The following is a 24667-nucleotide window of genomic DNA, read 5'->3' as shown; positions in this document are numbered from 1 at the left end:
ATGGGAACAGTAGCATTACCAGTTGATCACAGATATTATAAATACATTGAGGAGCGTCATAACGAAGACGGAAGCGAATTAGCTATCTTAAACTTAGGACCTACGCACCCTGCCACTCACGGAATTTTTCAGAACATCTTATTAATGGATGGTGAACGAATTTTAGACGCCGAACCAACAATAGGATATATTCATAGAGCATTTGAAAAAATTGCAGAAAATCGTCCATTTTATCAAATTACACCGCTTACAGATCGAATGAATTATTGTTCATCGCCAATTAACAATATGGCTTGGTGGTTGACTTTAGAAAAATTATTAGATATCGAAGTTCCAAAACGTGCACAATATTTACGTGTTATAGTAATGGAATTGGCTCGTATAACAGACCACTTAATTTGTAATTCTATTTTAGGAGTGGATACTGGTGCATATACAGGTTTCTTATACGTATTTCAATTCAGAGAAAAAGTTTATGAAATTTACGAAGAAATTTGTGGCGCACGTTTAACCACAAATATGGGAAGAATTGGTGGTTTTGAAAGAGACTGGTCGCCAAAAGCATTTGAATTATTAGATACATTCTTAAAAGATTTCCCAGTAGCTTGGAAAGAATTTGAAGATTTATTTACAAGAAATAGAATTTTTATTGACCGAACAGTTAATGTAGGAGCAATAACTCCAGAAATGGCAATGGATTACGGATTTACAGGTCCGAATTTAAGAGCCGCTGGTGTAGATTACGATGTTCGTGTTGCACAACCGTATTCTTCTTATGAAGATTTTGAATTTAATATTCCTGTTGGAAAATCAGGTGACACGTACGATAGATTCTGTGTAAGAAACGCCGAAGTTTGGGAAAGTTTAAGCATTATTCGTCAAGCATTAGATAAAATGCCAGAAGGAAATGTATTCCACGCTGATGTTCCAGATTATTACCTTCCTCCAAAGGATGATGTATACCATAATATGGAAGCCTTAATTTATCACTTTAAAATTGTAATGGGAGAAATTCCTGTCCCAGTAGCCGAAGTTTACCAACCAGTTGAAGCCGGTAATGGTGAATTAGGTTTTTATTTAATTACAGACGGAAGTAGAACACCTTATAGATTACATTTCAGAAGACCAAGTTTTATATATTATCAAGCTTACCCTGAAATGATTAAAGGAGCCATGTTGTCAGATGCTATTGTAATCTTATCAAGTTTAAATGTAATTGCTGGCGAATTAGACGCTTAATAAAATTATAAATGATGAATTTTAAATTATAAATTAGTACAAACATTTAAAATTTCTAATTCAAAATTTAAAATAAAAAAAATGGAAATATCAAATATCAAACAAGAGATACACATAACTGAAGCGTTAATGACACGTATTAACGAACTAATCAGTCATTATCCTGCAGATAAAAAGAAATCGGCATTACTACCTGTTTTACATGAAGTACAAGATGCTCATGACAATTGGTTGAGTGTAGAACTGCAACAAAAAGTAGCTGAAATTTTGGAAATTCTTCCAATTGAAGTGTATGAAGTAGTAACTTTCTATACGATGTTTAATACAAAACCGATAGCTAAATATATGTTCGAATTTTGTAGAACATCATGTTGTGTTACACGTGGCGTAGAAGATTTAATGGATTACGCTTGTTCAAAATTGGGCGTAAAAGAAGGAGAAATTACTTCAGACGGATTGTTTCAAGTAGTTGGTGTAGAATGTTTAGGCGCTTGTGGATATGCTCCAATGTTGCAATTAGGCGATTTTTATCACGAAAAATTATCAAAGGAATCCTTCGATACTTTAATTGAAGATTGCAAAGCAGAAAAAATAACTTTACACGATAAATAATATCATGGGAAGAAAAATATTATTAGACAAAATAAATATTCCAGGAATTAAAACCTATGAGGTGTACCGTGAAAATGGCGGTTATAAATCAGTGGAAAAAGCATTAACCATGCAACCAGATGATATTACTGAAGAAGTAAAAGCTTCAGGACTTCGTGGTCGTGGTGGTGCCGGTTTTCCTATGGGAATGAAATGGAGTTTTATCGATAAGAAATCAGGAAAACCACGTCATTTAGTTTGCAATGCTGACGAATCTGAACCAGGTACTTTTAAAGACCGTTTCTTAATGGAATATATTCCTCACCTTTTAATTGAAGGCATGATTACTTCAAGTTTCGCACTTGGCGCAAATCTTTCTTACATATATATTAGAGGAGAATATATGTGGGTGTACAAAATTTTAGAAAAAGCCATCAAAGAAGCTTATGCAGCAGGTTGGTTGGGAAAAAATATTAAAGGTTCTGGTTTCGATTTAGATTTATACGTGCATGTTGGTGCTGGAGCATATATCTGTGGAGAAGAAACTGCTTTAATAGAATCTTTAGAAGGTAAAAGAGGAAATCCTCGTATCAAACCACCGTTTCCTGCGATCTCAGGATTATGGGCGAACCCAACTGTAGTAAATAATGTAGAATCTATTGCAGCTGTGCCTTGGATAGTAATGAATGGTGGAGCCGAATATGCGAAAATTGGTTTGGAACGTTCCACAGGTACTAAATTAATTTCTGCTTCTGGACATATTAAAAATCCAGGTGTGTACGAAATTGAAATGGGTATTACAGTTGAAGAATTTATGAATTCAGACGAATACTGTGGCGGTATGATTGATGATAGACCTTTAAAGGCTCTAGTCCCTGGAGGATCTTCTGTTCCGATTTTACCCGCACATTTAATATACAAAACTGCAGCCGGAACAGACCGATTAATGACCTACGAATCCTTATCAGATGGAGGTTTCGCATCTGGTTCGATGTTAGGTTCTGGAGGTTTTATTGTTTATAATGATACGACTTGTATCGTAAGAAATACTTGGAATTTTTCAAGATTTTATCATCACGAATCTTGCGGACAATGTACACCTTGCCGAGAAGGAACAGGTTGGTTAGAGAAAATATTATGGAGAATTGAAAATGGTCAAGGTCGTGAAGAAGACATCGACTTACTATGGAACATTCAATCAAAAATTGAAGGAAACACCATTTGCCCATTAGGCGATGCGGCTTCTTGGCCAGTAGCAGCAGCTATTCGTCATTTCAGAGAAGAATTTGAATATCACGTAAGATTCCCAGAAAAAATTAAAGATAGAAACCATTTTGTAGCAGAACCTTTTTCGAAAGTACAACACTTAGTAAGCAAACAAACTGTTTAATAAAAACTCAAAAATGATTCTATTAAGAATCAAACAATTATAACATGAAAGTAACCATAGACGGACAAAGCGTTGAAGTAGAACCAGGAACAACCATCCTGCAAGCTGCGCGTATGATTGGAGGCGATTTAGTACCACCAGCCATGTGTTATTATTCTAAATTAAAAGGAAGCGGTGGAAAATGTCGTTGCTGTTTAGTCGAAGTAGCAAAAGGTAGCGAAGCCGATCCAAGACCAATGCCAAAATTAATGGCATCTTGTGTAACAGGATGTATGGATGGTATGGAAGTGAATAGTAAAAATTCAGATAGAGTAACAGAAGCTAGAAAATCTGTAACCGAGTTTTTATTAATCAACCACCCTTTGGATTGTCCTGTTTGTGACCAAGCTGGAGAATGTGAATTACAAAATTTAAGTTTCGAACACGGAAAATCAGAAACACGTTTCATAGAAGAAAAAAGAACTTTTGAACCAGAAAATATTGGTGACAAAATTCAATTACATATGAACCGTTGTATTTTATGTCAACGTTGCACCACTTTAGCTGACCAATTAACGGATAATAGAGTTCATGGTGTATTAAACCGTGGAGACCACGCGCAAATTTCAACTTGTGTTTCTGCTGCGATTGATAATGAATTTTCTGGCAACATGATTGATGTTTGTCCTGTTGGCGCTTTAACAGACAAAACCTTCCGTTTCAAAAGTAGAGTTTGGTTTAACAAGCCTTTCAATGCACACAGAGAATGTACTACTTGTTGCGGAAAAACTACAGTTTGGATGTTTGGAAACGAAATTCAAAGAGTAACTGGGAGAAAAGACCAATATGGTGAAGTAGAAGAATTTATATGTAATACCTGTCGTTTCGATAAAAAAGAAGTGTCAGACTGGACCATTGAAGGGCCAAAACAATTCAATAAAGATTCTGTGATTAACCAAAATAATTATATTCGTCCGTTAGAAAAAGTAATTATTGAAACTGAAGATTTTATTTTAAAAGGTAGAAAACAAGATCAAGTAAGAATCAGTATGTCAGGTGTTCCATTAAAAAATACTCAAAAATAATGGATAGTGCATTTATCATAGAAAAAAGCATTGTAATTGTTGTCGTTTTTGCATTAACCATGTTTATGGCGATGTACTCAACTTGGGCAGAACGTAAAGTTGCCGCATTTTTACAAGACCGTGTGGGTCCAAACCGTGCAGGATGGGGTGGACTTTTACAACCACTTGCCGATGGCGCTAAATTATTTACAAAAGAAGAATTTTTCCCAAACACACCAAATAGATTTTTATTTATTTTAGGACCTGCAATCGCCATGAGTACAGCGTTAATTACTAGTGCTGTAATTCCTTGGGGTGATAAAATTCATGTTTTCGGAAGAGATGTTTTACTTCAAGCTACAGATATTGATGTGTCCATATTATATGTTTTTGGCGTACTATCAATTGGTGTTTACGGAATTATGATTGGCGCTTGGGCATCCAACAACAAATATTCTTTAATGTCTGCGGTTCGTGCTTCTTCACAGATGATTTCTTATGAAGTGGCGATGGGATTGGCCATGATATCCATTTTAATGATGTCTGGATCTTTATCTTTAAAAGACATCACAATAATGCAAGCCAATGACGGATGGAATATTTTCTATCAACCATTAGCATTTTTGATTTTCTTAATCTGTTCGTTTGCAGAAACCAACAGGACACCTTTCGATTTAGCAGAATGTGAATCGGAATTAATTGGTGGGTATCACACCGAATATTCTTCCATGAAAATGGGATTCTATTTATTTGCTGAATATGCCAATATGTTTATTTCATCAACTATTTTAGCTGTGGTGTTTTTAGGAGGTTACCACTTTCCAGGAATGGGTTGGGTAAATGAAAATTGGGGCATAAATATTGGTGCGTTACTAGGATTTATAACCTTATTCGCAAAAATATGTTTCTTCATCTTTTTCTACATGTGGGTAAGATGGACGATTCCACGTTTCCGATACGATCAACTGATGCATTTAGGTTGGAAAATATTAATACCATTAGCGGTAATCAATATTATTATTACAGGAATTGTAATGGTATTATTTGGAAACTAAAATATAATAAATAATTAGGTAACGCAAAATGCGATACCTTTTAAAAAACTTGAAAAGCTAATTTAGCACTTCAAGTAAAAGCATAAAAATACAAGCCAAAATAAATAATAAACGCCAAAAAAGTATGGAAAATACAATTATTCCGAATGAAGTAATTTCTGATAAGATTTATTTTATTAGAAATCAAAAAGTAATGTTAGATAAAGATTTAGCAGAACTTTATTCAATCGAAAATAAACAATTAAAAAGACAGGTTAAAAGAAATATTGAAAGATTTCCTGCTGACTTTATGTTTGAATTAAACAAAAGGGAAGTTGAAATCTTGAGGAGCCAATTTGGCACCTCAAGTTGGGGAGGAAATAGATACACGCCTTTAGCTTTTACAGAACAAGGCGTTGCAATGTTGTCAAGTGTTTTAAATAGTGCTACTGCAATAAAAATAAATATTCAAATCATTAGAGTGTTTACAAAAATTAGAGAAGTAGTTACAGACACTATAAACTTGAAACTTGAAATTGAAGAAATAAGAAAAAAATTAAACAATCACGATAAAAACATTGAATTAGTCTTCAATTATTTAGACGAATTAATGGAAAAACAAGAAAATACAGAACCAAGAAAAAAAATAGGTTATAAATAATGTCAGTACAACAAATATCATTATCAGGAAGAAAAATGGAAGTTTCCAATAAGGAAATGACATTCTTAGAACGTATTTACGTTTGGACGATTCTGAAAGGTTTATGGACCACTCTTAAACATTTGTTTAGAAGAAAAGTGACCATAAAATATCCAGAAGAAGTGCGCGAAATGAGTCCAATTGCTCGTTTGCAACATATGCTAATGCGCGACGACCAAGGCAGAGAAAGATGTACCGCTTGCGGATTATGTGCTTTATCTTGTCCTGCAGAAGCCATTACGATGAAAGCTGCAGAAAGAAAAGCAGATGAAAAGCATTTGTATAGAGAAGAAAAATATGCCGAAATTTATGAAATAAATATGTTGCGTTGTATTTTCTGTGGTTTATGTGAAGAAGCGTGTCCTAAAGAAGCCATTTACTTAACAACTTCTAAAAAAATTGTGAAATCGGGTTACGAAAGAGAAGATTTTATCTACGGAAAAGACAAACTAGTGATGCCTTTAGATATGGCAATTAAAAACACGCAAACTAATACCGTAAATTAATTATGATAGAAATTGTTTTTTATATATTATCAGCCGTAACATTAGGAACTGCCTTTTTAACTGTATTCAGCAAAAATGCAATTCATAGTGCTATTTATTTAGTAATATGTTTTTTCTCATTAGCAGGACATTACTTACTATTTAATGCGCAATTTTTGGCTATCGTACATATTATAGTGTATGCAGGAGCTATTATGGTATTATTGTTATTTACCTTAATGCTTATGAATTTAGACAAAGAAGACGAAACATCTAAACCACTTTATGCAAAACTTGCAGCCGTTTTTTCAGCTGGAATTTTAGGATTGGTTTTAATTGCAGCGCTTCGTAAAGCACAACCAGAAAATATAGAATATGTAAATTCTGGTGTAGATTATCAATCTATTAAAGTTTTAGGTAATGTATTGTTAAACGAATACCAAGTTCCTTTCGAATTTGCTTCTGTTTTACTTTTAGTATCTATGATTGGTGCCGTATTAATTTCTAAAAAAGAAGAAAAAATTTAATTATGAACATATTAGAACACGTTGGTATTGGAAACTACATTACACTTTCAGCATTGCTGTTTTGTATTGGTGCGTTTGGACTTCTATACAGAAGAAATGCCATAATCATGTTTATGTCAATTGAAATTATGTTAAATGCTGTCAACTTACTTTTGGTTGCGTTTTCTTCGTATCATGAAGATCCATCAGGGCAAGTATTTGTATTTTTCACTATGGCAGTCGCTGCAGCTGAAGTAGCTGTTGGATTGGCTATTCTTGTTTCGGTATTTAGAAATATTGGAAATATTGACATCGATAATTTAAAAAATCTAAAAGGATAATTCTAAATGAATACTACAATATTACTCTTATTATTTGCACCGTTAGTTGGTTTTTTAATCAACACATTCTTCGGTAAATCATTAGGAAAAACAATTTCTGGTGTACTAGGAACAACAGCAATTGTTGTGTCTTTTTTATGTACGATTTCATTATTTTCTCAAATTAATACCGATGGAAAAGCAATAACTTTTCATTTGGCAGATTGGTTTTCAATTGGAAACATTAAAATAAATTTTTCTTTCTTACTAGATCAATTGTCTGTTTTATGGTTGTTGTTTGTAACAGGAATTGGTGCTTTGATTCATCTGTACTCTATTAGTTATATGCACGAAGATGAAAATATGCATAAATTTTTCTCCTATTTAAATTTATTCGTATTCTTTATGATTGCTTTAGTAGCAGGAAGTAACTTACTAATTATGTTCATAGGTTGGGAAGGCGTAGGTTTATGTTCGTACTTACTAATCGGATTTTGGTATAAAAACCAAGATTATAATGATGCTGCGAAAAAAGCATTCATTATGAACCGTATTGGAGATTTAGGTTTCTTAATTGGAATTTTCATCTTAGGTTTCCATTTTCAAACTTTAGAATTTTTAGAAATAAAAGCCTTATTAGGAAAAGATTTAATCACTCCTAGCCTTGTATCAATCGCAGCTTTATGTTTATTCATTGGAGCTTGTGGTAAATCAGCACAATTACCTTTAGCGACTTGGTTACCAGACGCAATGGCTGGACCAACACCTGTTTCTGCATTAATTCACGCAGCAACCATGGTAACAGCAGGTATTTTTATGATTACTAGAATGAATTTCTTATTCGATTTAACACCAGAAATTCAAAACGTAATTGCAATTGTTGGAGCTATTACAGCTATTGTAGCAGCATCAATTGGATTAGTTCAAAACGATATTAAAAAAGTATTAGCTTATTCTACCGTTTCGCAATTAGGTTTAATGTTTTTAGCATTAGGTTTAGGCGCTTATGAAGTTGCAGTTTTTCACGTAATAACACACGCTTTCTTTAAAGCATGTTTGTTCTTGGGTTCAGGTTCTGTAATTCATGCTTTACATGGAGATCAAGATATGAGAAATATGGGTGGTTTACGAAAAGTGATGCCTATTACTTTTTGGACAATGATGATTTCTACATTAGCGATTTCAGGTATTTTTCCTTTCTCTGGTTTCTGGTCTAAAGATGAAATTTTAATGACGGCTTTTCATAGTAATATCCCTTTATGGGTTGTTGGTTCGATTGCTTCTATTATGACTGCTTTTTATATGTTCCGATTGATGTATTTAACTTTCTTCAACGACTTTAGAGGAACAGAAGAACAAAAACATCATTTACACGAAAGTCCCGCATTAATTACTATTCCATTAGTGATTTTAGCAACTTTAGCAGCTATTGGTGGAGCAATTAGCTTACCAGGAAACAGTTGGTTAAATCATTATTTAGCACCTTTATTCAAAAAACATGAAGCGCATCATTTAGATGGTCAAGCTTATATGTTAATGGCTATTGCAACTGTTGGTGCTTTAGTCGGAATTGGTATTGCTTATTCTAAATATCTTAAGAAAAAAGAAATTCCAGTAGCTGATTCAGAAGTTCAAGGGTTACACAAAGTTTTGTCTAATAAATATTATTTAGATGAAATTTATATGGCAACAATTGTGAAACCAATCTATATGATTTCCAATTTTGCTAAAAAATATGTGGAGAAATTTATTTCACAAGCAGTTATTGGTTTAGGTGGTGCTACTTATGCATTATCTATTAAAGGGAAGAAAATTCAAAATGGTAATATTGGCGTGTATTTGTTTGCATTCATATTCGGAATGGTTGGGTTTTTAGTTTATGTATTTATAATTCGAGATGTAAAATAATGGATAGTAGTATCGTTTTAATTGTATTATTAGTTGGCGCAATTGTCACCTATTTATCAGGAAACAAGTTCGCGCCTAAAATAGCTTTAGTATCAAGTATTGCTGCTTTCGGAGTGACACTATTAAGTTTAAATGCTTATCAAGCAGGTGAAAATTTAGATGTAAATGTACCTTGGATTACTCAACTAAACATAAACTTCGCCTTACACGTTGATGGTTTATCTTTAGTTATGTTATTGTTAACCACTGGATTATTACCCTTAATTATCTTATCTGGATTCATCACAAAATTTGAAAATTCAAGATCTATTTATGCTTTAATGCTATTTATGGGTTTTGCTATGGCAGGAACATTTTTAGCATCAGATGGAATTTTATATTACATCTTTTGGGAAATTGCATTAATTCCTATTTATTTCATTGCCTTAACTTGGGGTAATGGAGATTTGGAAGAACGTAAAAAAGCCATTTTAAAATTCTTTATTTATACGTTTGCAGGATCCTTATTTATGCTTTTAGCATTTATTTATTTATACACAAAAGGTGGTAGTTTTGATATCAATAAATTATATGCGTTGCAATTAACAACTGCAGAAAAAACATATATTTTCGTTGCTTTCTTTTTAGCATATGCTATTAAAATTCCATTGATTCCTTTCCATACTTGGCAAGCCAACACGTATAGCAAAGCGCCTGCTGTTGGTACGATGTTATTGTCTGGAATTATGTTGAAAATGGGATTATACAGTGTGCTAAGATGGCAATTGCCATTAACAGATGAAGTAGCAAAAGCACACATTCCATATATTGTTGCATTATCAATTGCCGGAATTATTTATGGTGCGATTGTAACATTAAAACAAAAAGACATTAAGAAATTTTTAGCCTATTCGTCTTTATCACACGTTGGTTTAATTGCTGCTGGTTTATATTCTTTAACTTTTGAAGGATTTCAAGGTGCAGTTTTACAAATGCTTTCACACGGAATTGTAATTGTTGGATTATTTTATGTAGTAGAATTAATTTACAGCAGATACAATACATACGAAATTAAAGAAATGGGCGGAATCAGAATTCAAGACACCTATTTTGCATCATTATTTATGATTATAATGTTAGCCTCTGTTGCGTTACCAACTACTTTTAATTTTATTGGAGAATTTAATTTACTTTACAGTTTATTTAAAGTAAACATTTGGTACGCTGTAGTTGCAGGTACAACAATTATTTTAGGCGCATTTTATATGTTACGAATGTTTCAAAAAGTAATGCTTGGATCAGAAACAAAATCATTTAAAAAAATAACGAAACAAGAAAGCATTGTATTAGTAATTATAGTAGGTTTAACAATTTTCTTCGGATTATTTCCACAACCAATAATCGATCTAATTACACCAAGTTTACAATCAATTTTAACTCAAATTAAATAATAATCATCATAAAATGACTACATTAATTGCTATAATAGGAATCGGAATATTTTGTTTATTAGCAGAAATAATGAATCTAAAAAAGATTATTATTCCTGTGTCAATAATCGCCTTAATGGGATTATTTGGTGTAAACTTAATTGAAGAATTACCTGAAATTTCAGGTTACGAATCTATGATAATTTCAGATAAATTTGCAAAAGCATTTTCAAGTTTATTTATATTATTAACGGCTTTGCTAATTTTAATGAGTGCGCCGAGCTACAAAAACAGTTCAAAATTATCAGATTTTATTTCGATAAAAATATTTATGCTTTCTGGAGCAGTGGCAATGGTAAGTTTCAGTAATTTAGCTATGTTTTTCTTAGGAATTGAAGTATTATCTATTGGATTATATGTATTAGCAGGAAGTGATAGATTAAACATAAAAAGTAATGAAGCCGGTATGAAATACTTTTTAATGGGTTCTTTTGCTTCAGGTATTTTATTATTTGGAATTACGATGTTATACGGTGCAACAGGTACTTTTGATATCGGAACGTTGTACGAAGCATCAATTTCTGCAAGTACTGAATTTTGGTTTTACATCGGGGTGATTTTAATTACAATTGGAATGCTATTTAAAGTAGCCGCTACACCAATGCATTTCTGGGCTCCAGATGTTTATGAAGGCGCTCCAACTCAAGTAACGGCAATAATGAGTACGTTAGCTAAAGTTGCAGCTATGGCTTCATTCTTTAAGTTAATTACGATATTAAACAGCCAAATGCTTTACAGTTATACACAAGTGATAGTTGTGGTTGTAATTGCAACTATGTTATTTGGTAACGTAATGGCTTTACGTCAGAAAAAAATAAAAAGAGTTATTGCCTATTCAGGTATTTCACATACTGGATTTATGCTTTTAACTTTATTAAACATAAATGCCGCAGAAAACAATTTATTATTTTACGCCACATCGTATGCAATAGCAGGATTAGCCGCATTTTCAGTAATTTTATTTGTAACTAAAAATGAAGATAATGATTTCATAGACAACTTTAATGGCTTAGGTAAAAAACATCCGTTGATGGCTTTTATTATGACCATCGCTTTATTGTCAATGGCTGGAATTCCAATTTTAGCAGGGTTTTTTGCTAAGTTTTTCTTACTAAATCAAATAATCTCAAGTGGCTTTATTGGATTGGCAATTGTTGCTATAATTAATTCGATGATAGCGGTATATTATTATTTTAAAGTAGTAATTGCTATGTATACTAAAGAACCTACATATGGTAAAGAATACGCCAATCATTCAGAATATTATATAGTTGGAATAGTAGCTACAGTATTATTAATTCTGATAGGAATTTTCCCAGATTCGATACTGAATTTAATATAAGATATAAGAGAGTCCAAATTTACATTTGGACTTTTTTTTACAACTCAATTAAAACAGAAACAGCATTTCCGCCAAATCCAACGGCATTTACCAATACTCTATTTAATTTCTTAGTCGTGTTTTGATTTTTATAAAATGGCGTTTCAATGAAATGTTGATTTTGAAGCATTAATATAGCCAATTCTATACTCAATAAGCCTGACGAAGCAAACGTATGCCCTACTTTCCATTTATTTGAAGTTAATAACGGTAATTTGTTGCCAAACACTTTTTTTATGGCTTCAAATTCCGTTTTATCACCCTGAATAGTTCCTGGTGCGTGCATTACGATTGCATCAATATCATTAACAGTATAGCTTCCAATAGCCATTTTCATCGATTTCTGAAAACATTCCGCCTCAGTTGAAATAGATGTACTACTTGATAAAATTTCTGTAGCAAAGCCAATTCCTGTGATTTTGGCAATTGCTTTTTCTGAAGAAAGTGATAACGATAAACAAGCTGCCGCCTCACCCAAAACCATTGTATTAGATGTTTTTTCAAAATCCAAACATCTATTGGCTAAAGCATTATCTTCATTAGAATACACTTTTAAGGCCGTCATTTGACTTAACGTAAATGGTGTTAAAGGTGCTTCACTTGCTCCCACTAAAAACTGATTACACATTCCTGATTGCAACCAAGCAATTCCGTTTAACAAAGCGTGTAAACCTGTGGAACAAGTAATAGAATGAGATATTTCCGGGCCATTAGTTTGTAAATCGTGCGACACCCAACTCGAAATATTTCCTAAAGTTGTAGCTGGAGAAGTAAACGTAGAAACCGATCCTTCATTAATAAAATCAGTATGGTACTTTTCAAATAAAGTAGTGGCACCACGAGAAGAACCAAAATTAATTCCAATATTTTTATTCGAAAAATTACTGTTTGCAAAACATTTTCTGGCAACCAAAATCGCCATTATTACCGATTTATCTAAATGTTTGTATTTCGAATCTGAATTTATAATAGTATTTAAAAAAATAATTTCTTTATCTGAAAATTTAGAAACCCAATATTCTTTTTTATTGGCTGTCAACTTTTGAAACAACGAATTTTTATGCAAATAATTATCCCAAATTTCGGCAGAAGTAGTTCCTAAAGCAGATACTGAAGCAATTGAATTAATAAAAACAGGTTGTTTTAACATGGAATCTCGTTTAAAGCTTGTTCGATAGTGGTATAAATTTGTTGCAAACTTTCTTCTGAAATAATATAAGATGGTAAAATATAAATCACATTGCCAACTGGTCGTAAAATAATACCTTTCTCAATAAAATAATTATAAAATTGATTGCGCAAATTACTGTAATAGTCTTGTTTTTCAGAAACCTGAATTTCTAAAGCAAAAATAACTCCTAAAACACGAGTTGATTTAACTTTAGTATGTTTAGAAATATGTTTTTCAAACTCAAGATGCGAAGCGTTAATCCTATTAATATTATTAGCCGTTTCTGGTTTTTCTAATAAAGAAATGCTCGCTAATGCTGCAGCACAACCTGTTGGATTTGCAGTAAAAGTATGTCCGTGAAAAAAGGCATGATTGACATTATCGCTCACAAAACCATTAAAAATGTCTTGTGTAAAAGTGGTAATCGCCATTGGAATTGTGCCTCCCGTAAGTGCTTTACTCAAACACATCATATCGGGTTGGTTTTTCAAATAATCACAAGCAAACAGTTTTCCTGTTTTTCCAAAACCTGTCATCACTTCATCTGCAATGGCGAAAACATCATTATTCTTACAAATTGAAAGCAACTTGTCTAATTCAGCAGCTTCGTACATTACCATTCCAGCAGCACCTAAAACCAAAGGTTCGAAAATAAAAGCGGCGACTTCATTTTCAGAAATTGCCTTTTCTAATGCTAATTTTGAAATTTCTTCATTGCCTTTTGTAGGAACTGGAATTCGAACTACATTAATTAATGCCTCTTGAAACGCTTCTGTAAACAAGCCAATACCACTTACTGCCATAGCTCCAAAAGTATCACCGTGAAAAGCATCTTCAAAAGCAATGATTGTATTTTTTTTAATTCCTTTATTATAATGATATTGAAAAGACGCTTTTATAGCGACTTCCACAGCCGTAGAACCGTTATCAGAATAAAAGAACTTCCTTTGATTAGAAGGTATAATCTCAACTAATTTTTCGGCTAATTCTACCACAACATTATGAGTAAAACCACCAAACAAAACGTGTTCTAAAGTCGTGAGTTGTTTGTAAATGGCATCTGCAATAAACGTATTGCTATGCCCGAAGGGATTCACCCACCAAGAAGCAATAGCATCGATATATTGCTTACCGTTTTCATCCCATAAAAATTCGTCTTTCCCTTTTACTATGGCAGGAAAATGCGAATTTATTTTATGTTGTGTATACGGATGCCAGTTATATAAACTATCTTTTTCTGAAAGCGTCATTGTTTTAGAGGAAATAGAAAATAGAGAATATAAAATCTCATAAATTCTAAAATTATAGTGCAAAGATAAAGGCTATTTCTATAATCTATTCTATTTTTTGAAGATTTTCTCGAAACAAATCTGCGTAATATTTAATTACATTTTGGTCAAAATAGGGTTCGTTATCAATTCTTCCAATCATAGGAACTTTTGTTTTTTCTAAAATGATGCTTTCTGTAGCTTTATTTTCATCGCCAGAAAAAATAATTCCAGCAACATTTAACTTTCTTGATTTCAAAATTTCAATTGTCATTAAAGTATGATTGATACTTCCCAAATAATGACGAGAAACTACAATCACTTTATAATCTGGCTGAATGAGGTCAATAACACATTCTGTACTATTTAAAGGCACTAAAATTCCACCGGCACCTTCCACAACTAAATGATTTTTCGTTTCTGGCTCCTTAATTTTATTTAAATCTATAACAACTCCATCTATCTCAGCAGCATAATGTGGACTAGACGGAGTTTGCAAGGCGTAAGCATTTTTATGAAAAGTTGTAGTTGTATTCGATACATATTTTTCCACTTTATTTGTGTCAGAATTATCTAAATCGCCCGCTTGTATGGGTTTCCAATAATCTGCTTCTAAGGCTTCTACAATAATTGATGAGGCGATTGTTTTGCCTACATCTGTACCAATTCCTGTGATAAATAGTTTCATATTTTTGAGTTGTTTCGCAGAGATTCACAAAGTGTTCGCAGAGCTGCACAAAAATACAAATAAAACTTTGTGAAACTCTGTGTTATTTTGAGAATCTCTGTTGAATTTTTTTATTTAAAATTCAAAGTTACAGCTTTCGCACTTATATTTTTGTTTCGAAAATAATGGCATTGATAACGTAAGTAAACCATAAATGAAAGCAAAAAAAGATTTAAAATCTTTAATAGTGGTTGTCATATTCATTTTTTGAGAACCACAATTTGGGCAAGATAATAATTCCCCTTTATCGTCAAGAGAATACTCTGGAATAGCATCTAAAATATGCCTTGCTTTTAGTACGTCTTCTGAATATACAAATATTTTAACACCGCCAAGAGCATTGCTTAATATTGGATCTGTATTAATTGTATTTTCGTTTTGCAAAAACACTTCAATTCCTTCGGATTCTAATTTTCCTTTGAACAAATACGCTTCAGAGGAATATTGATAATTAGCAATTTCAATTAATGATTGTCTCATATTTATTATAGAATTAATGCGCTTAATTCGTCTAACACGTTTTTCATTTCTATCTCCGTAGTATACGAATGCAAGCAAAATCGAAGTCTTTCTTGACCTTCTGGAACGGTTGGCGACAAAATCGCTTTTACTTCAAAGCCTTTTTCTTGTAATTGAGCTGCGATATTTTTTACTTTATCATTTCCAGGAAGTATAGCTGAATGAATGGCTGATTTACTATAAACAAACAAGGGTTTTATTCCTAAAAGTTGCTTTTGCTGATTGAAAAAAGTAATATTTTCTTTTAATTTTTGAAGTTCATTCGACTGAAGCAAATTTTGATACGAAATTAAAATTGTGGCTACAGAATGAGGAGAAAGTCCAGTTGTATATATAAAACTTCTGGCAAAATTGACTAAATATTCAATTAAATCAGCATTTCCTAAAATAGCCGCACCGTGACAACCCAAACCTTTTCCAAACGTCATAATTCTGGCAAATACTTTATTTTGAAGTTGTTGCGATTGTATTACGCCTTCGCCTTTTTCTCCAAATACACCCAAAGCGTGCGCTTCATCAACCACTAAAAGTACCTTAAATTTTTCTGAAAGTTGTACTAACGTTTCTATATTTGGCGTATCACCATCCATAGAAAAAACAGATTCTGTAACGATGTAAATAGTATGAAGTTCGGAATTTGAAGTTTGTATTTTAGAAATTTTTGCTTCTAAATCTTCGTAATTATTATGTTGAAATTTGTATGATTTGGCGTGACTCATTTGAATGCCATCACGAATGGAAGCGTGACATAACTCGTCATATAAAATAACATCATTTCTTTGCGGCACAGCGCTAAAAAAACCAACATTAGCATCGTAACCCGAATTAAAAATTAAAGCCGCTTCAGATTGATGAAAAGCCGCAATATATTTTTCAGTAATGTCATACAAATTATGATTTCCTGAAATTAATCGGGAACCTGTTGCACCGTTAATTTTTATATTATTCTCAACTAAATATTGATGAGTGGTATCAAATATTTCTTCGTTTTTAGCGAAACCTAAATAGTCGTTGGATGAAAAATCGATTCCATTTGAAGCAATAGGCAAATTGCGCAAAGCATTTGCTTCTTTTCGAAAGTGTAATTTTTCCTGAAGTACAATTGGAATTTTCATATATGTAAAAATAAAAAAAATCCCGATAAGAAAACACTTATCGGGATTGTTATTTTAATAAATAACTGATTTAGTCTGCTAAAACAATTACTTTATTGTTATTCATTTCAATAGTACCAGATTGAATGGCTAACCAATACGTTTGCTCATTTACTTTTGTAAATTTTGCTTCGTTGTTTTTATCAATATTAAAACTTGCTGCACTGATTTTTACATTTCCTTTTTGTAAAATGGAAACTACAGCCGCGTGATTATTCAACATTTGAAATTCGCCATTAATTCCTGGAACAGAAACGGAGGTTACTTCTCCTGAAAATAAAGTGGCTTCTGGTGATACTATTTCTAAAATCATACTTTTATAATTGATAATTAATAATTGACAATGGATAATTAATTGTCAACTATAATTGATAATTGTCTATTTATTATGCTTCTGCTAACAATTTTTCTCCAGCTTCGATAGCTTCTTGGATACTTCCTTTAAGGTTAAATGCTGATTCTGGAATACGGTCTAATTCACCATCCATAATCATATTAAATCCTCTGATTGTATCTTTAATATCTACTAAAACACCTGGAATCCCTGTAAACTGTTCTGCTACGTGGAAAGGTTGAGATAAGAAACGTTGTACTTTACGAGCACGAGATACGACTAATTTATCTTCTTCAGATAATTCTTCCATACCTAAAATCGCAATAATATCTTGTAATTGTTTGTAACGTTGTAAAATTTCTTTTACTCTTTGTGCACAATCATAGTGCTCATCACCTAAAACTTCTGGAGATAAAATACGAGAAGTAGAATCTAATGGATCTACCGCTGGATAAATACCTAACTCAGCAATTTTACGAGACAATACTGTTGTAGCATCTAAGTGAGCAAATGTTGTTGCTGGCGCCGGATCCGTTAAATCATCCGCAGGAACGTAAACCGCCTGTACCGATGTAATAGATCCTGTTTTTGTTGACGTAATACGCTCTTGCATAACTCCCATCTCTGTTGCCAAAGTGGGTTGGTAACCTACTGCAGAAGGCATACGTCCTAAAAGTGCAGATACTTCAGAACCCGCTTGAGTAAAACGGAAAATGTTATCTACGAAGAAAAGCACGTCTTTTCCTTGTCCTGTTCCAGCACCATCACGGAAATATTCCGCAATAGATAAACCTGATAAAGCTACACGAGCACGAGCACCAGGTGGCTCATTCATTTGTCCGAAAACGAAAGTAGCTTTAGACTCTCTCATTCCTGGCATATCTACTTTAGATAAATCCCATCCTCCATTTTCCATAGAGTGCATAAATTCATCACCATATTTTATAATTCCTGACTCTAACATCTCACGAAGTAAGTCATTCCCTTCACGTGTTCTTTCTCCTACTCCTGCGAATACTGAAAGTCCACCGTGACCTTTTGCAATATTGTTGATCAACTCTTGAATCAATACTGTTTTACCTACTCCAGCACCACCAAACAATCCAATTTTTCCTCCTTTTGCATAAGGCTCAATCAAGTCGATTACTTTAATACCTGTAAATAAAACTTCAGAAGAAGTAGCTAAATCTTCAAATCTTGGTGCAGCACGGTGGATAGACATTCCGTTATCTCCGTCTTTAGGCAAATCTCCTAAACCATCAATAGCATCACCAATAACGTTGAATAAACGACCATAAACATCTGGTCCAATTGGCATTTTGATTGGATTTCCTGTTCCAACCACTTCAGTACCTCTTGATAAACCATCAGAGGAGTCCATTGAAATAGTACGTACCGTATTTTCTCCAATATGAGATTGTACTTCTAAAACCAATTTAGTACCGTCTTTTTTAGTAATTTCTAACGAATCATAAATTTTTGGAAGTTCTCCGTTAGTAGTGTCAAACACTACATCTACAACTGGTCCAATAATTTGTGCAACTTTTCCTGTAACTTTAGACATTGCTTATGTATTTATTTAATAGCTATTTATTATTGAAAAAAACATACTTTTTTCAGTGTGCAAAGATAGTTTTTTTAGATTCAATTATGCAATATATTTTTTGACTTTTTTTAATAAAAAAGCGAAATAGTAATTATTTCGCTTTTTTGTGTTATCCATATTTTGATTTTATATTTTCAATCAAGACTTTAATTGAAATTGATTCTGGTCAAAATAAATTTTAAAAAACCCGATTCGTTTTTTGAATCGGGTTTGAAATTAATTAATTACTAATTTTTTAATTTGTTTTATAAAGCTATCGGAGGTAATTTCAACCAAATAAAGCCCTTTCGATAAATCACTAGTATTTATTTGAACTTCTTTTGAATTTATTTCATTTACTTCTTTAACTTTTTTTCCTAAAATATCATAAATTACAATTGATTTAATACTTTCAGAATTGTTTTGTAAATAAACTTGAACAAAATTTGAAGCAGGATTTGGAACCAATAAGAAATTACTTGTTTCAAATGCTAAATTCCCTAAAAGTGAAACAAACTGAGTATTAAACGTATTGGTAACGATAGCAGGATTTGTATCAAAATAAATATTTGCAGTGTTTGGCACTATATCTCCAATAGCAAAACCTGGTTTTAGTTTTATTTTAAAGAAAACATAACCTTTACTCAATTCCATATTTGAAAGCGCTGGAGGTAAATTAATGAAATCAAACTTCCAAATGATTTGGTTGTTAATTCTTTCCATTACGTAACCATGACTTGCGCTAATCATTTGTATGCTAGTTTCATCTAATTTTGAATCTAATAAATCTTCAATTTTTACACTTATAGCATTTGCAGTTCCTTCATTTTGGAAACGAATGGTGTAGTACAGGTAATCACTAGCAGCGAATTGATTAAATTGAATTTCTTTTCCATGCGATTCCATTTTATCATTTGGATCATAAGAAGCAACAACAATTTGAGAATTTGAAAAAGAATTATTAGCTAAATTAATATCTCCAGAAGGAGCAGAAACTGTAGCGTTATTTGCCAAGATATTATTTATATTCACAATAGGTATTGCTGGAACACTCATAGTAACATTTATAGAACGAGTTTCATATGGCGTTAAATTTGCAAAATCATAAGTAAATCCTGTTGGGTTACTAACAATTCCAGGTTGTGATACAGAAGTTATTGCAACATTAGCGTCTTTAGTAAATGAAACTTGTCCACTTGTTGTTACTACACCTAAATTTCTATAAATAATTTTATTGGTGTAATTAAACCCAGGTCTTGGTGGAGAAACTGAAACAATTGAAACAGCCACGTCATTATAACCAGACACAAGAGTTATTGGAAAATATAAGGTCTGTGTTCCACTTCCTAAAGCAATGCTCACATCATTATAATTTGTTGTACCAGAAGAATAATAAGGTGCATATTCTGAGTTTAATGAATAACTAAAATCATAAGTATTAATTGGATTTGAATAGTAAACTGTATACGTTCCAAAAGGAGAAGAGACGTTACTTATTGGTCCTGCATTATTTTGTTGAGACACGAATGAACCATAAGTAAAATTAACTTCACCACTATCTTTAATTCCATTATTATTTACATCAACATATGCAATAAGATTTATTTTGTCTGAACATTCAGGCGGACCAGTTGTAAAACTTCCTGCTTTAATAAATACAGCAGAATCAAAAGCAGCATCATTTCTATCAGCCACAACTAATTTAATATGGTAAGGATGATTAGGGATAATAGCAGATGAAGCGGTCATTTCAGCAGTTTGTCCATTAAAATTTGTTGCTGAAGCATAATTAGTAGCGCCAGAAAAATAAGTATCAAAAAAGTCAGGATTTACGGAAGTACAACTATTGTTATATTGCGTATCTCTTATAGTAACTACTGAAATTGGTGCTGTTGTTCCAGGTACAACCGCTAAATTTGTGGTAACACCTGACACTAGATCAGTTAGTAAAAAAGCAAAGGCATCTGCATAAGCACATTGATAAGTACCATATTCATCAGAAGCAAATAAGAAATTGAAACTCATAAACTCATTCAAACTTGTAAAATCAAATTCAAGTTTTGTTGCATTTTTTGAATTCATAGCTATTCCTGTCGCTGTTAAAATTATATTTTCAAGCTGTGAATCACCTGTCCAAGTAGTTATACCATCATTTAAAATGGAAGTATTTGGTCCAGGTGCATTATTTACATTACCAGTAGAAAGGACAATTCCAGATGATAACGGGAAAGTTGGGTTGGTGTTTGTAAAATATCCAATACCATTTGTTGAACCAAAATTCGTACCTGTACTAGAAGTTACATTTGAAATAGTAATACAAGGATTATTTACTAAAACATTCGTTACTAATTGCTGGTTTGTATACGTTGTTGTATTAGTAACTAATGGGGGTAAAGATACATAGGGAGTAAAAGCATAACCTGTTGTCCAGCTACTTTTAGCACTAACACCGCAAATTCTTCTTATATAAAATTTATAAGCAATTCCTGTTGTTAAACCTGATGCGGTATATGTGTTTTGATTTACTAGTATTCCTACAGATGTACTTGTTGGTGCTGCTTCATTAGCCAATAAAACAAGTGCTTCCCATTGGGTTGCTGAACCAACAGCCCATGTTAGTGTTGCACTAGTTGGGCTTATGCCATTTGTGGAAATTGAAGTTGGAACTGAACATGTAGATGTTGTAAAAATTGAGTATAAAGTCCAATTACTAGAACTTGTAGCTGAGCAAATTGTTCTTACGAACGCTTTATAAGATGTTCCAGATATTAACCCTGAAGCTATATAGGAATTTGTATTTGTCAAAACACCTGTTGAAGTTGCTGTTGGCGCAGTCATAGATGATGGTTGAACAATTACTTCCCATTGAGTTGCTGCGTTATTTGCAGTCCAAGACACTTCTACACTTGTTAGACTAGTACTATTTATGGTAACTAGAGTTGGAACTGAACATGTGGGTGTGGTAAAAATTGAGGATGAAGTCCAATTAGTAGAACCTGTAGCTGAACAAATTGTTCTTACATATGCTTTATAGGATGTTGCAGGTAATAATCCTGAAGATGTGAAAGGATTTGTAGTTGTAAAAACACCTGTCGAAGTTGAAGTTGGCGAAGCCATAGATGATGGTTGAACAATTACTTCCCATTGAGTTGCAGAACTATTTGCAGTCCATGCTAATGTAACTGTATTTGAAGTTACTGTAGATGTAATTATCGATGTTGGCGGTAAACAAGTCGTTACAGGACCACAAGCTACATTAGCAATCCAACCTGGTAGATTATAAGTGCTATCGCTTCTAAATCTGAAAGTTAATGAACCATCAGAACTTGAAGAAGTTATGTATCCAGGACTATTAGTTCCCCAGAAAGCACCTGGTAAGCCGCCAGGAATATTTCCTGCTGGATTTGCACTTGAAATTTGTGGGGCATTGATAGAGTTTCCATTATAAATATAAAGCCCATCGTAATTGGCTTCTGTTTCGAAAGAAGTAAAACTTACTGTAACTAAATCTCCTGGATTATTTGGATAAATGGTTACTGTATAATCACTATTATCTGCATAATTTGTAGTTGCACCTTCAGGATCAGTAAACGTTCCTCCACAAACTGGTGATGTTTGTGCAAAAGTTAAAAGTGTTCCGAAAAGTAATGCAAATAAACTTAAATGTAATTTTTTTTTCATGATTGGTTGATTTATAGTTTTCAAATATAGATTGATTTTTAATGACTTACAAACAAAAAACAAGTTTTTTATTACAAAACAATCTCAACATCAAGGAAATAGTGATTATTTTAATTGAATGTTAGTAGAATTTTATTCTTATATTTTGAAATTAAAATTTCAAGAAATTATATTAAATAAAATAATAAAACTATTTAATCATTTTGGAACTTTATCTTAAAAATTATTATCGAAAGGCTAGCTAAATATAGTCTCTAATTTTGATTTTTTTCAATAAAAAAGCGAAATAGAGATTATTTCGCTTTTTTATTTATTCTACTGTAACTGATTTTGCTAAATTTCTTGGCTGATCTACGTTACAACCTCTTAATACTGCAATGTGATAAGATAGCAATTGCAAAGGTATTGTAGTTAATAATGGCGTTAATGCTTCCGAAGTTTCTGGAATTTCAATTACGTGATCTGCTAAAGCTTTTACTTGCGTGTCGCCTTTGGTTACAACAGCAATGATTTTTCCGCTTCTTGATTTTATTTCTTGGATATTACTAACTACTTTGTCGTAATGCCCTTTATTTGGAGCAATTACTATAACTGGCATTTGTTCGTCAATTAAAGCGATTGGTCCGTGTTTCATTTCTGCAGCCGGATACCCTTCAGCGTGAATGTAAGATATTTCTTTTAATTTTAAAGCACCTTCTAAAGCTACAGGAAAGTTAAACCCTCTTCCTAAATATAAAGCGTTTGGTACATCTTTATAAATTTTAGCAATTTCAAAAGCCACATCATTTGTTTGCAATGCTTCTTTTACTTTTTCAGGAATCATTTCTAATTCTAACAAATAACGTTGATAATCTGTTTGATTCGTAGTCCCTTTTGCTTTAGCTAAACGCAATGCTATAAGAGTAAGAATGGTAATTTGTGTTGTAAACGCTTTTGTAGAAGCCACTCCAATCTCTGGCCCAGCGTGTGTATAAGCACCTGCATGAGTTTCTCTAGAAATAGAAGAACCTACAACGTTACAAACTCCAAAAACAAAGGCGCCGTTTTCTTTGGCTAATTTTATAGCCGCTAGGGTATCAGCCGTTTCTCCTGATTGAGAGATAGCAATTACCACATCGTCTTTATTTATTATAGGATTTCTGTATCTAAATTCTGATGCATATTCTACCTCAACAGGTATTCTTGCAAATTCTTCAATAATATATTCGGCCACTAAACCTGCATGCCATGATGTGCCACATGCAATAATTAAAATACGTTTGGCATTGGTAAATTTTTCTAAATTATCTTCTACTCCAGACATTTGAATGATGCCTTTATTGGCCAACAATCTTCCTCTGTAAGTATCTTTAATTACGCTTGGTTGCTCATAAATTTCTTTTAACATGAAATGTTCGTAGCCCCCTTTTTCAATTTGTTCTAAATTCATTTGCAATTCTTGAACGTAAGGATCTACTAAAGAATCATCTTTAATTTTACGAACTTTCATGGATTTATTCAACCGGATAATAGCCATTTCTTCATCTTCTAAATAAATAGCATTAGAAGTAAATTCAATAAAGGGAGAAGCGTCTGAGGCAACAAAATATTCATCTTCACCAATACCAATTGCTAATGGAGAACCCAAACGCGCACAAACTAATTCGTCTGGTTTGTTTACATCAAACACCACAATTGCATAAGCACCAACAACTTGATTTAAGGCAACTTGAACTGCTTTTCCTAATTTTAAATTATCTGTTTTCTGAACGTCTTCAATTAAATTAATCAGAACTTCCGTATCCGTATCGGAATGAAAAACATAGCCTCTTTTAATTAATTCTTTTTTTAGTGGTTCGTAATTTTCAATAATTCCGTTATGCACAATGGCTAACTTCCCAGAATTTGAAAAATGCGGATGCGAATTTACATCATTTGGTACTCCATGAGTTGCCCAACGTGTATGTCCAAAACCAATATATCCGTCAGTAGTTATTTCTTTCGCAACTTTTTCTTCTAAATCGGAAACTTTCCCTTTAGTTTTGCAAAGTTTTAAATTTTTTCCGTCATATAAAACTAAACCAGCACTATCGTAACCACGATATTCTAATCTTTTTAATCCTTTAATAATTATTGGATATGCTTCTCTATGACCAATATAACCTACGATTCCACACATATAT

21 protein-coding genes are annotated in these 24667 nt (G+C 32.6%); 12 read left to right on the top strand and 9 right to left on the bottom strand.

Features of this window, described 5'->3' with window-relative positions:
• The 12 genes from nuoD to ABWP78_RS01510 all read left to right on the top strand — a co-directional run bounded on the left by nuoD (position 1) and on the right by ABWP78_RS01510 (position 12027).
• Positions 1 to 1239, top strand: a complete 1239-nt coding sequence (gene nuoD, locus ABWP78_RS01565; RefSeq protein WP_353168266.1) for an NADH dehydrogenase (quinone) subunit D — start codon at positions 1 to 3, stop codon at positions 1237 to 1239.
• Positions 1240 to 1320: 81 nt separating this feature from the next.
• A complete protein-coding gene (locus tag ABWP78_RS01560) occupies positions 1321 to 1851 on the top strand; it encodes an NADH-quinone oxidoreductase subunit NuoE family protein (RefSeq protein WP_353168264.1) in 531 nt (176 codons plus the stop codon).
• 4 nt (positions 1852 to 1855) lie between these two features.
• Positions 1856 to 3220 (top strand): NADH-quinone oxidoreductase subunit NuoF, encoded by a 1365-nt coding sequence (nuoF, locus tag ABWP78_RS01555; protein ID WP_353168263.1) that lies wholly within the window; start codon positions 1856 to 1858, stop codon positions 3218 to 3220.
• 44 nt (positions 3221 to 3264) lie between these two features.
• On the top strand, positions 3265 to 4284 hold the full coding sequence (locus tag ABWP78_RS01550) for an NADH-quinone oxidoreductase subunit G (protein WP_353168261.1): 1020 nt from the start codon (positions 3265 to 3267) through the stop codon (positions 4282 to 4284).
• Positions 4284 to 5318 carry an NADH-quinone oxidoreductase subunit NuoH gene (gene nuoH, locus ABWP78_RS01545; protein ID WP_353168259.1) on the top strand — a complete coding sequence of 345 codons (1035 nt, stop codon included), beginning with the start codon at positions 4284 to 4286 and terminating at the stop codon, positions 5316 to 5318. The genes ABWP78_RS01550 and nuoH overlap by 1 nt, the downstream gene beginning before the upstream one ends.
• Positions 5319 to 5442: 124 nt before the next feature.
• The gene (locus ABWP78_RS01540; protein WP_353168257.1) at positions 5443 to 5958 is read left to right on the top strand and encodes an ORF6N domain-containing protein; all 516 of its coding nucleotides are present in this window, start codon (positions 5443 to 5445) and stop codon (positions 5956 to 5958) included.
• Positions 5958 to 6503: a NuoI/complex I 23 kDa subunit family protein gene (locus tag ABWP78_RS01535; protein ID WP_353168254.1), complete on the top strand. Its 546-nt coding sequence runs from the start codon at positions 5958 to 5960 to the stop codon at positions 6501 to 6503. Before ABWP78_RS01540 ends, ABWP78_RS01535 begins: the two co-directional genes overlap by 1 nt.
• A 2-nt stretch (positions 6504 to 6505) precedes the next feature.
• Positions 6506 to 7009 (top strand): NADH-quinone oxidoreductase subunit J family protein, encoded by a 504-nt coding sequence (locus ABWP78_RS01530; RefSeq protein WP_353168251.1) that lies wholly within the window; start codon positions 6506 to 6508, stop codon positions 7007 to 7009.
• Entirely contained in the window at positions 7009 to 7329 is a 321-nt protein-coding gene (gene nuoK / locus ABWP78_RS01525) for an NADH-quinone oxidoreductase subunit NuoK (RefSeq protein ID WP_291241457.1), read from the top strand. Before ABWP78_RS01530 ends, nuoK begins: the two co-directional genes overlap by 1 nt.
• A gap of 6 nt (positions 7330 to 7335) precedes the next feature.
• Positions 7336 to 9216, top strand: coding sequence for an NADH-quinone oxidoreductase subunit L (gene nuoL / locus ABWP78_RS01520; protein WP_353168250.1), 1881 nt, complete (start codon positions 7336 to 7338; stop codon positions 9214 to 9216).
• Complete coding sequence (locus tag ABWP78_RS01515; RefSeq protein ID WP_353168248.1) at positions 9216 to 10646, top strand: complex I subunit 4 family protein; 1431 nt, start codon at positions 9216 to 9218, stop codon at positions 10644 to 10646. Before nuoL ends, ABWP78_RS01515 begins: the two co-directional genes overlap by 1 nt.
• A gap of 13 nt (positions 10647 to 10659) precedes the next feature.
• Entirely contained in the window at positions 10660 to 12027 is a 1368-nt protein-coding gene (locus ABWP78_RS01510; protein ID WP_353168246.1) for an NADH-quinone oxidoreductase subunit N, read from the top strand.
• Between the two features lie 37 nt (positions 12028 to 12064).
• On the opposite strand, the gene ABWP78_RS01505 is transcribed toward ABWP78_RS01510, so the two are convergent.
• From ABWP78_RS01505 to glmS, 9 genes are all read right to left on the bottom strand, one after another.
• Positions 12065 to 13216 carry a beta-ketoacyl synthase N-terminal-like domain-containing protein gene (locus tag ABWP78_RS01505; protein WP_353168244.1) on the bottom strand — a complete coding sequence of 384 codons (1152 nt, stop codon included), beginning with the start codon at positions 13214 to 13216 and terminating at the stop codon, positions 12065 to 12067.
• The gene (gene bioA / locus ABWP78_RS01500) at positions 13210 to 14487 is read right to left on the bottom strand and encodes an adenosylmethionine--8-amino-7-oxononanoate transaminase (RefSeq protein WP_353168242.1); all 1278 of its coding nucleotides are present in this window, start codon (positions 14485 to 14487) and stop codon (positions 13210 to 13212) included. Before bioA ends, ABWP78_RS01505 begins: the two co-directional genes overlap by 7 nt.
• A gap of 85 nt (positions 14488 to 14572) precedes the next feature.
• Positions 14573 to 15193 (bottom strand): dethiobiotin synthase, encoded by a 621-nt coding sequence (gene bioD / locus ABWP78_RS01495; protein WP_353168240.1) that lies wholly within the window; start codon positions 15191 to 15193, stop codon positions 14573 to 14575.
• Between the two features lie 114 nt (positions 15194 to 15307).
• Positions 15308 to 15712: a putative signal transducing protein gene (locus tag ABWP78_RS01490; RefSeq protein ID WP_353168238.1), complete on the bottom strand. Its 405-nt coding sequence runs from the start codon at positions 15710 to 15712 to the stop codon at positions 15308 to 15310.
• A 5-nt stretch (positions 15713 to 15717) separates the two neighbouring features.
• Positions 15718 to 16866, bottom strand: coding sequence for an aminotransferase class I/II-fold pyridoxal phosphate-dependent enzyme (locus ABWP78_RS01485; protein WP_353168236.1), 1149 nt, complete (start codon positions 16864 to 16866; stop codon positions 15718 to 15720).
• A 70-nt stretch (positions 16867 to 16936) separates the two neighbouring features.
• Positions 16937 to 17218, bottom strand: coding sequence for a F0F1 ATP synthase subunit delta/epsilon (locus ABWP78_RS01480; RefSeq protein WP_291241411.1), 282 nt, complete (start codon positions 17216 to 17218; stop codon positions 16937 to 16939).
• Between the two features lie 73 nt (positions 17219 to 17291).
• The gene (gene atpD, locus ABWP78_RS01475; RefSeq protein WP_353168234.1) at positions 17292 to 18803 is read right to left on the bottom strand and encodes a F0F1 ATP synthase subunit beta; all 1512 of its coding nucleotides are present in this window, start codon (positions 18801 to 18803) and stop codon (positions 17292 to 17294) included.
• Between the two features lie 258 nt (positions 18804 to 19061).
• Positions 19062 to 22505 carry a DUF7619 domain-containing protein gene (locus tag ABWP78_RS01470; protein WP_353168232.1) on the bottom strand — a complete coding sequence of 1148 codons (3444 nt, stop codon included), beginning with the start codon at positions 22503 to 22505 and terminating at the stop codon, positions 19062 to 19064.
• 310 nt (positions 22506 to 22815) lie between these two features.
• Positions 22816 to 24663, bottom strand: a complete 1848-nt coding sequence (gene glmS, locus ABWP78_RS01465) for a glutamine--fructose-6-phosphate transaminase (isomerizing) (protein WP_353168231.1) — start codon at positions 24661 to 24663, stop codon at positions 22816 to 22818.
• Positions 24664 to 24667 lie beyond the last annotated feature (4 nt).

The organism is Flavobacterium sp. (genome assembly GCF_040402955.1).
Lineage (GTDB): Bacteria > Bacteroidota > Bacteroidia > Flavobacteriales > Flavobacteriaceae > Flavobacterium.
Note: the sequence above shows the minus strand (reverse complement) of the source record. Positions and strands in the feature narration are given on the sequence as shown.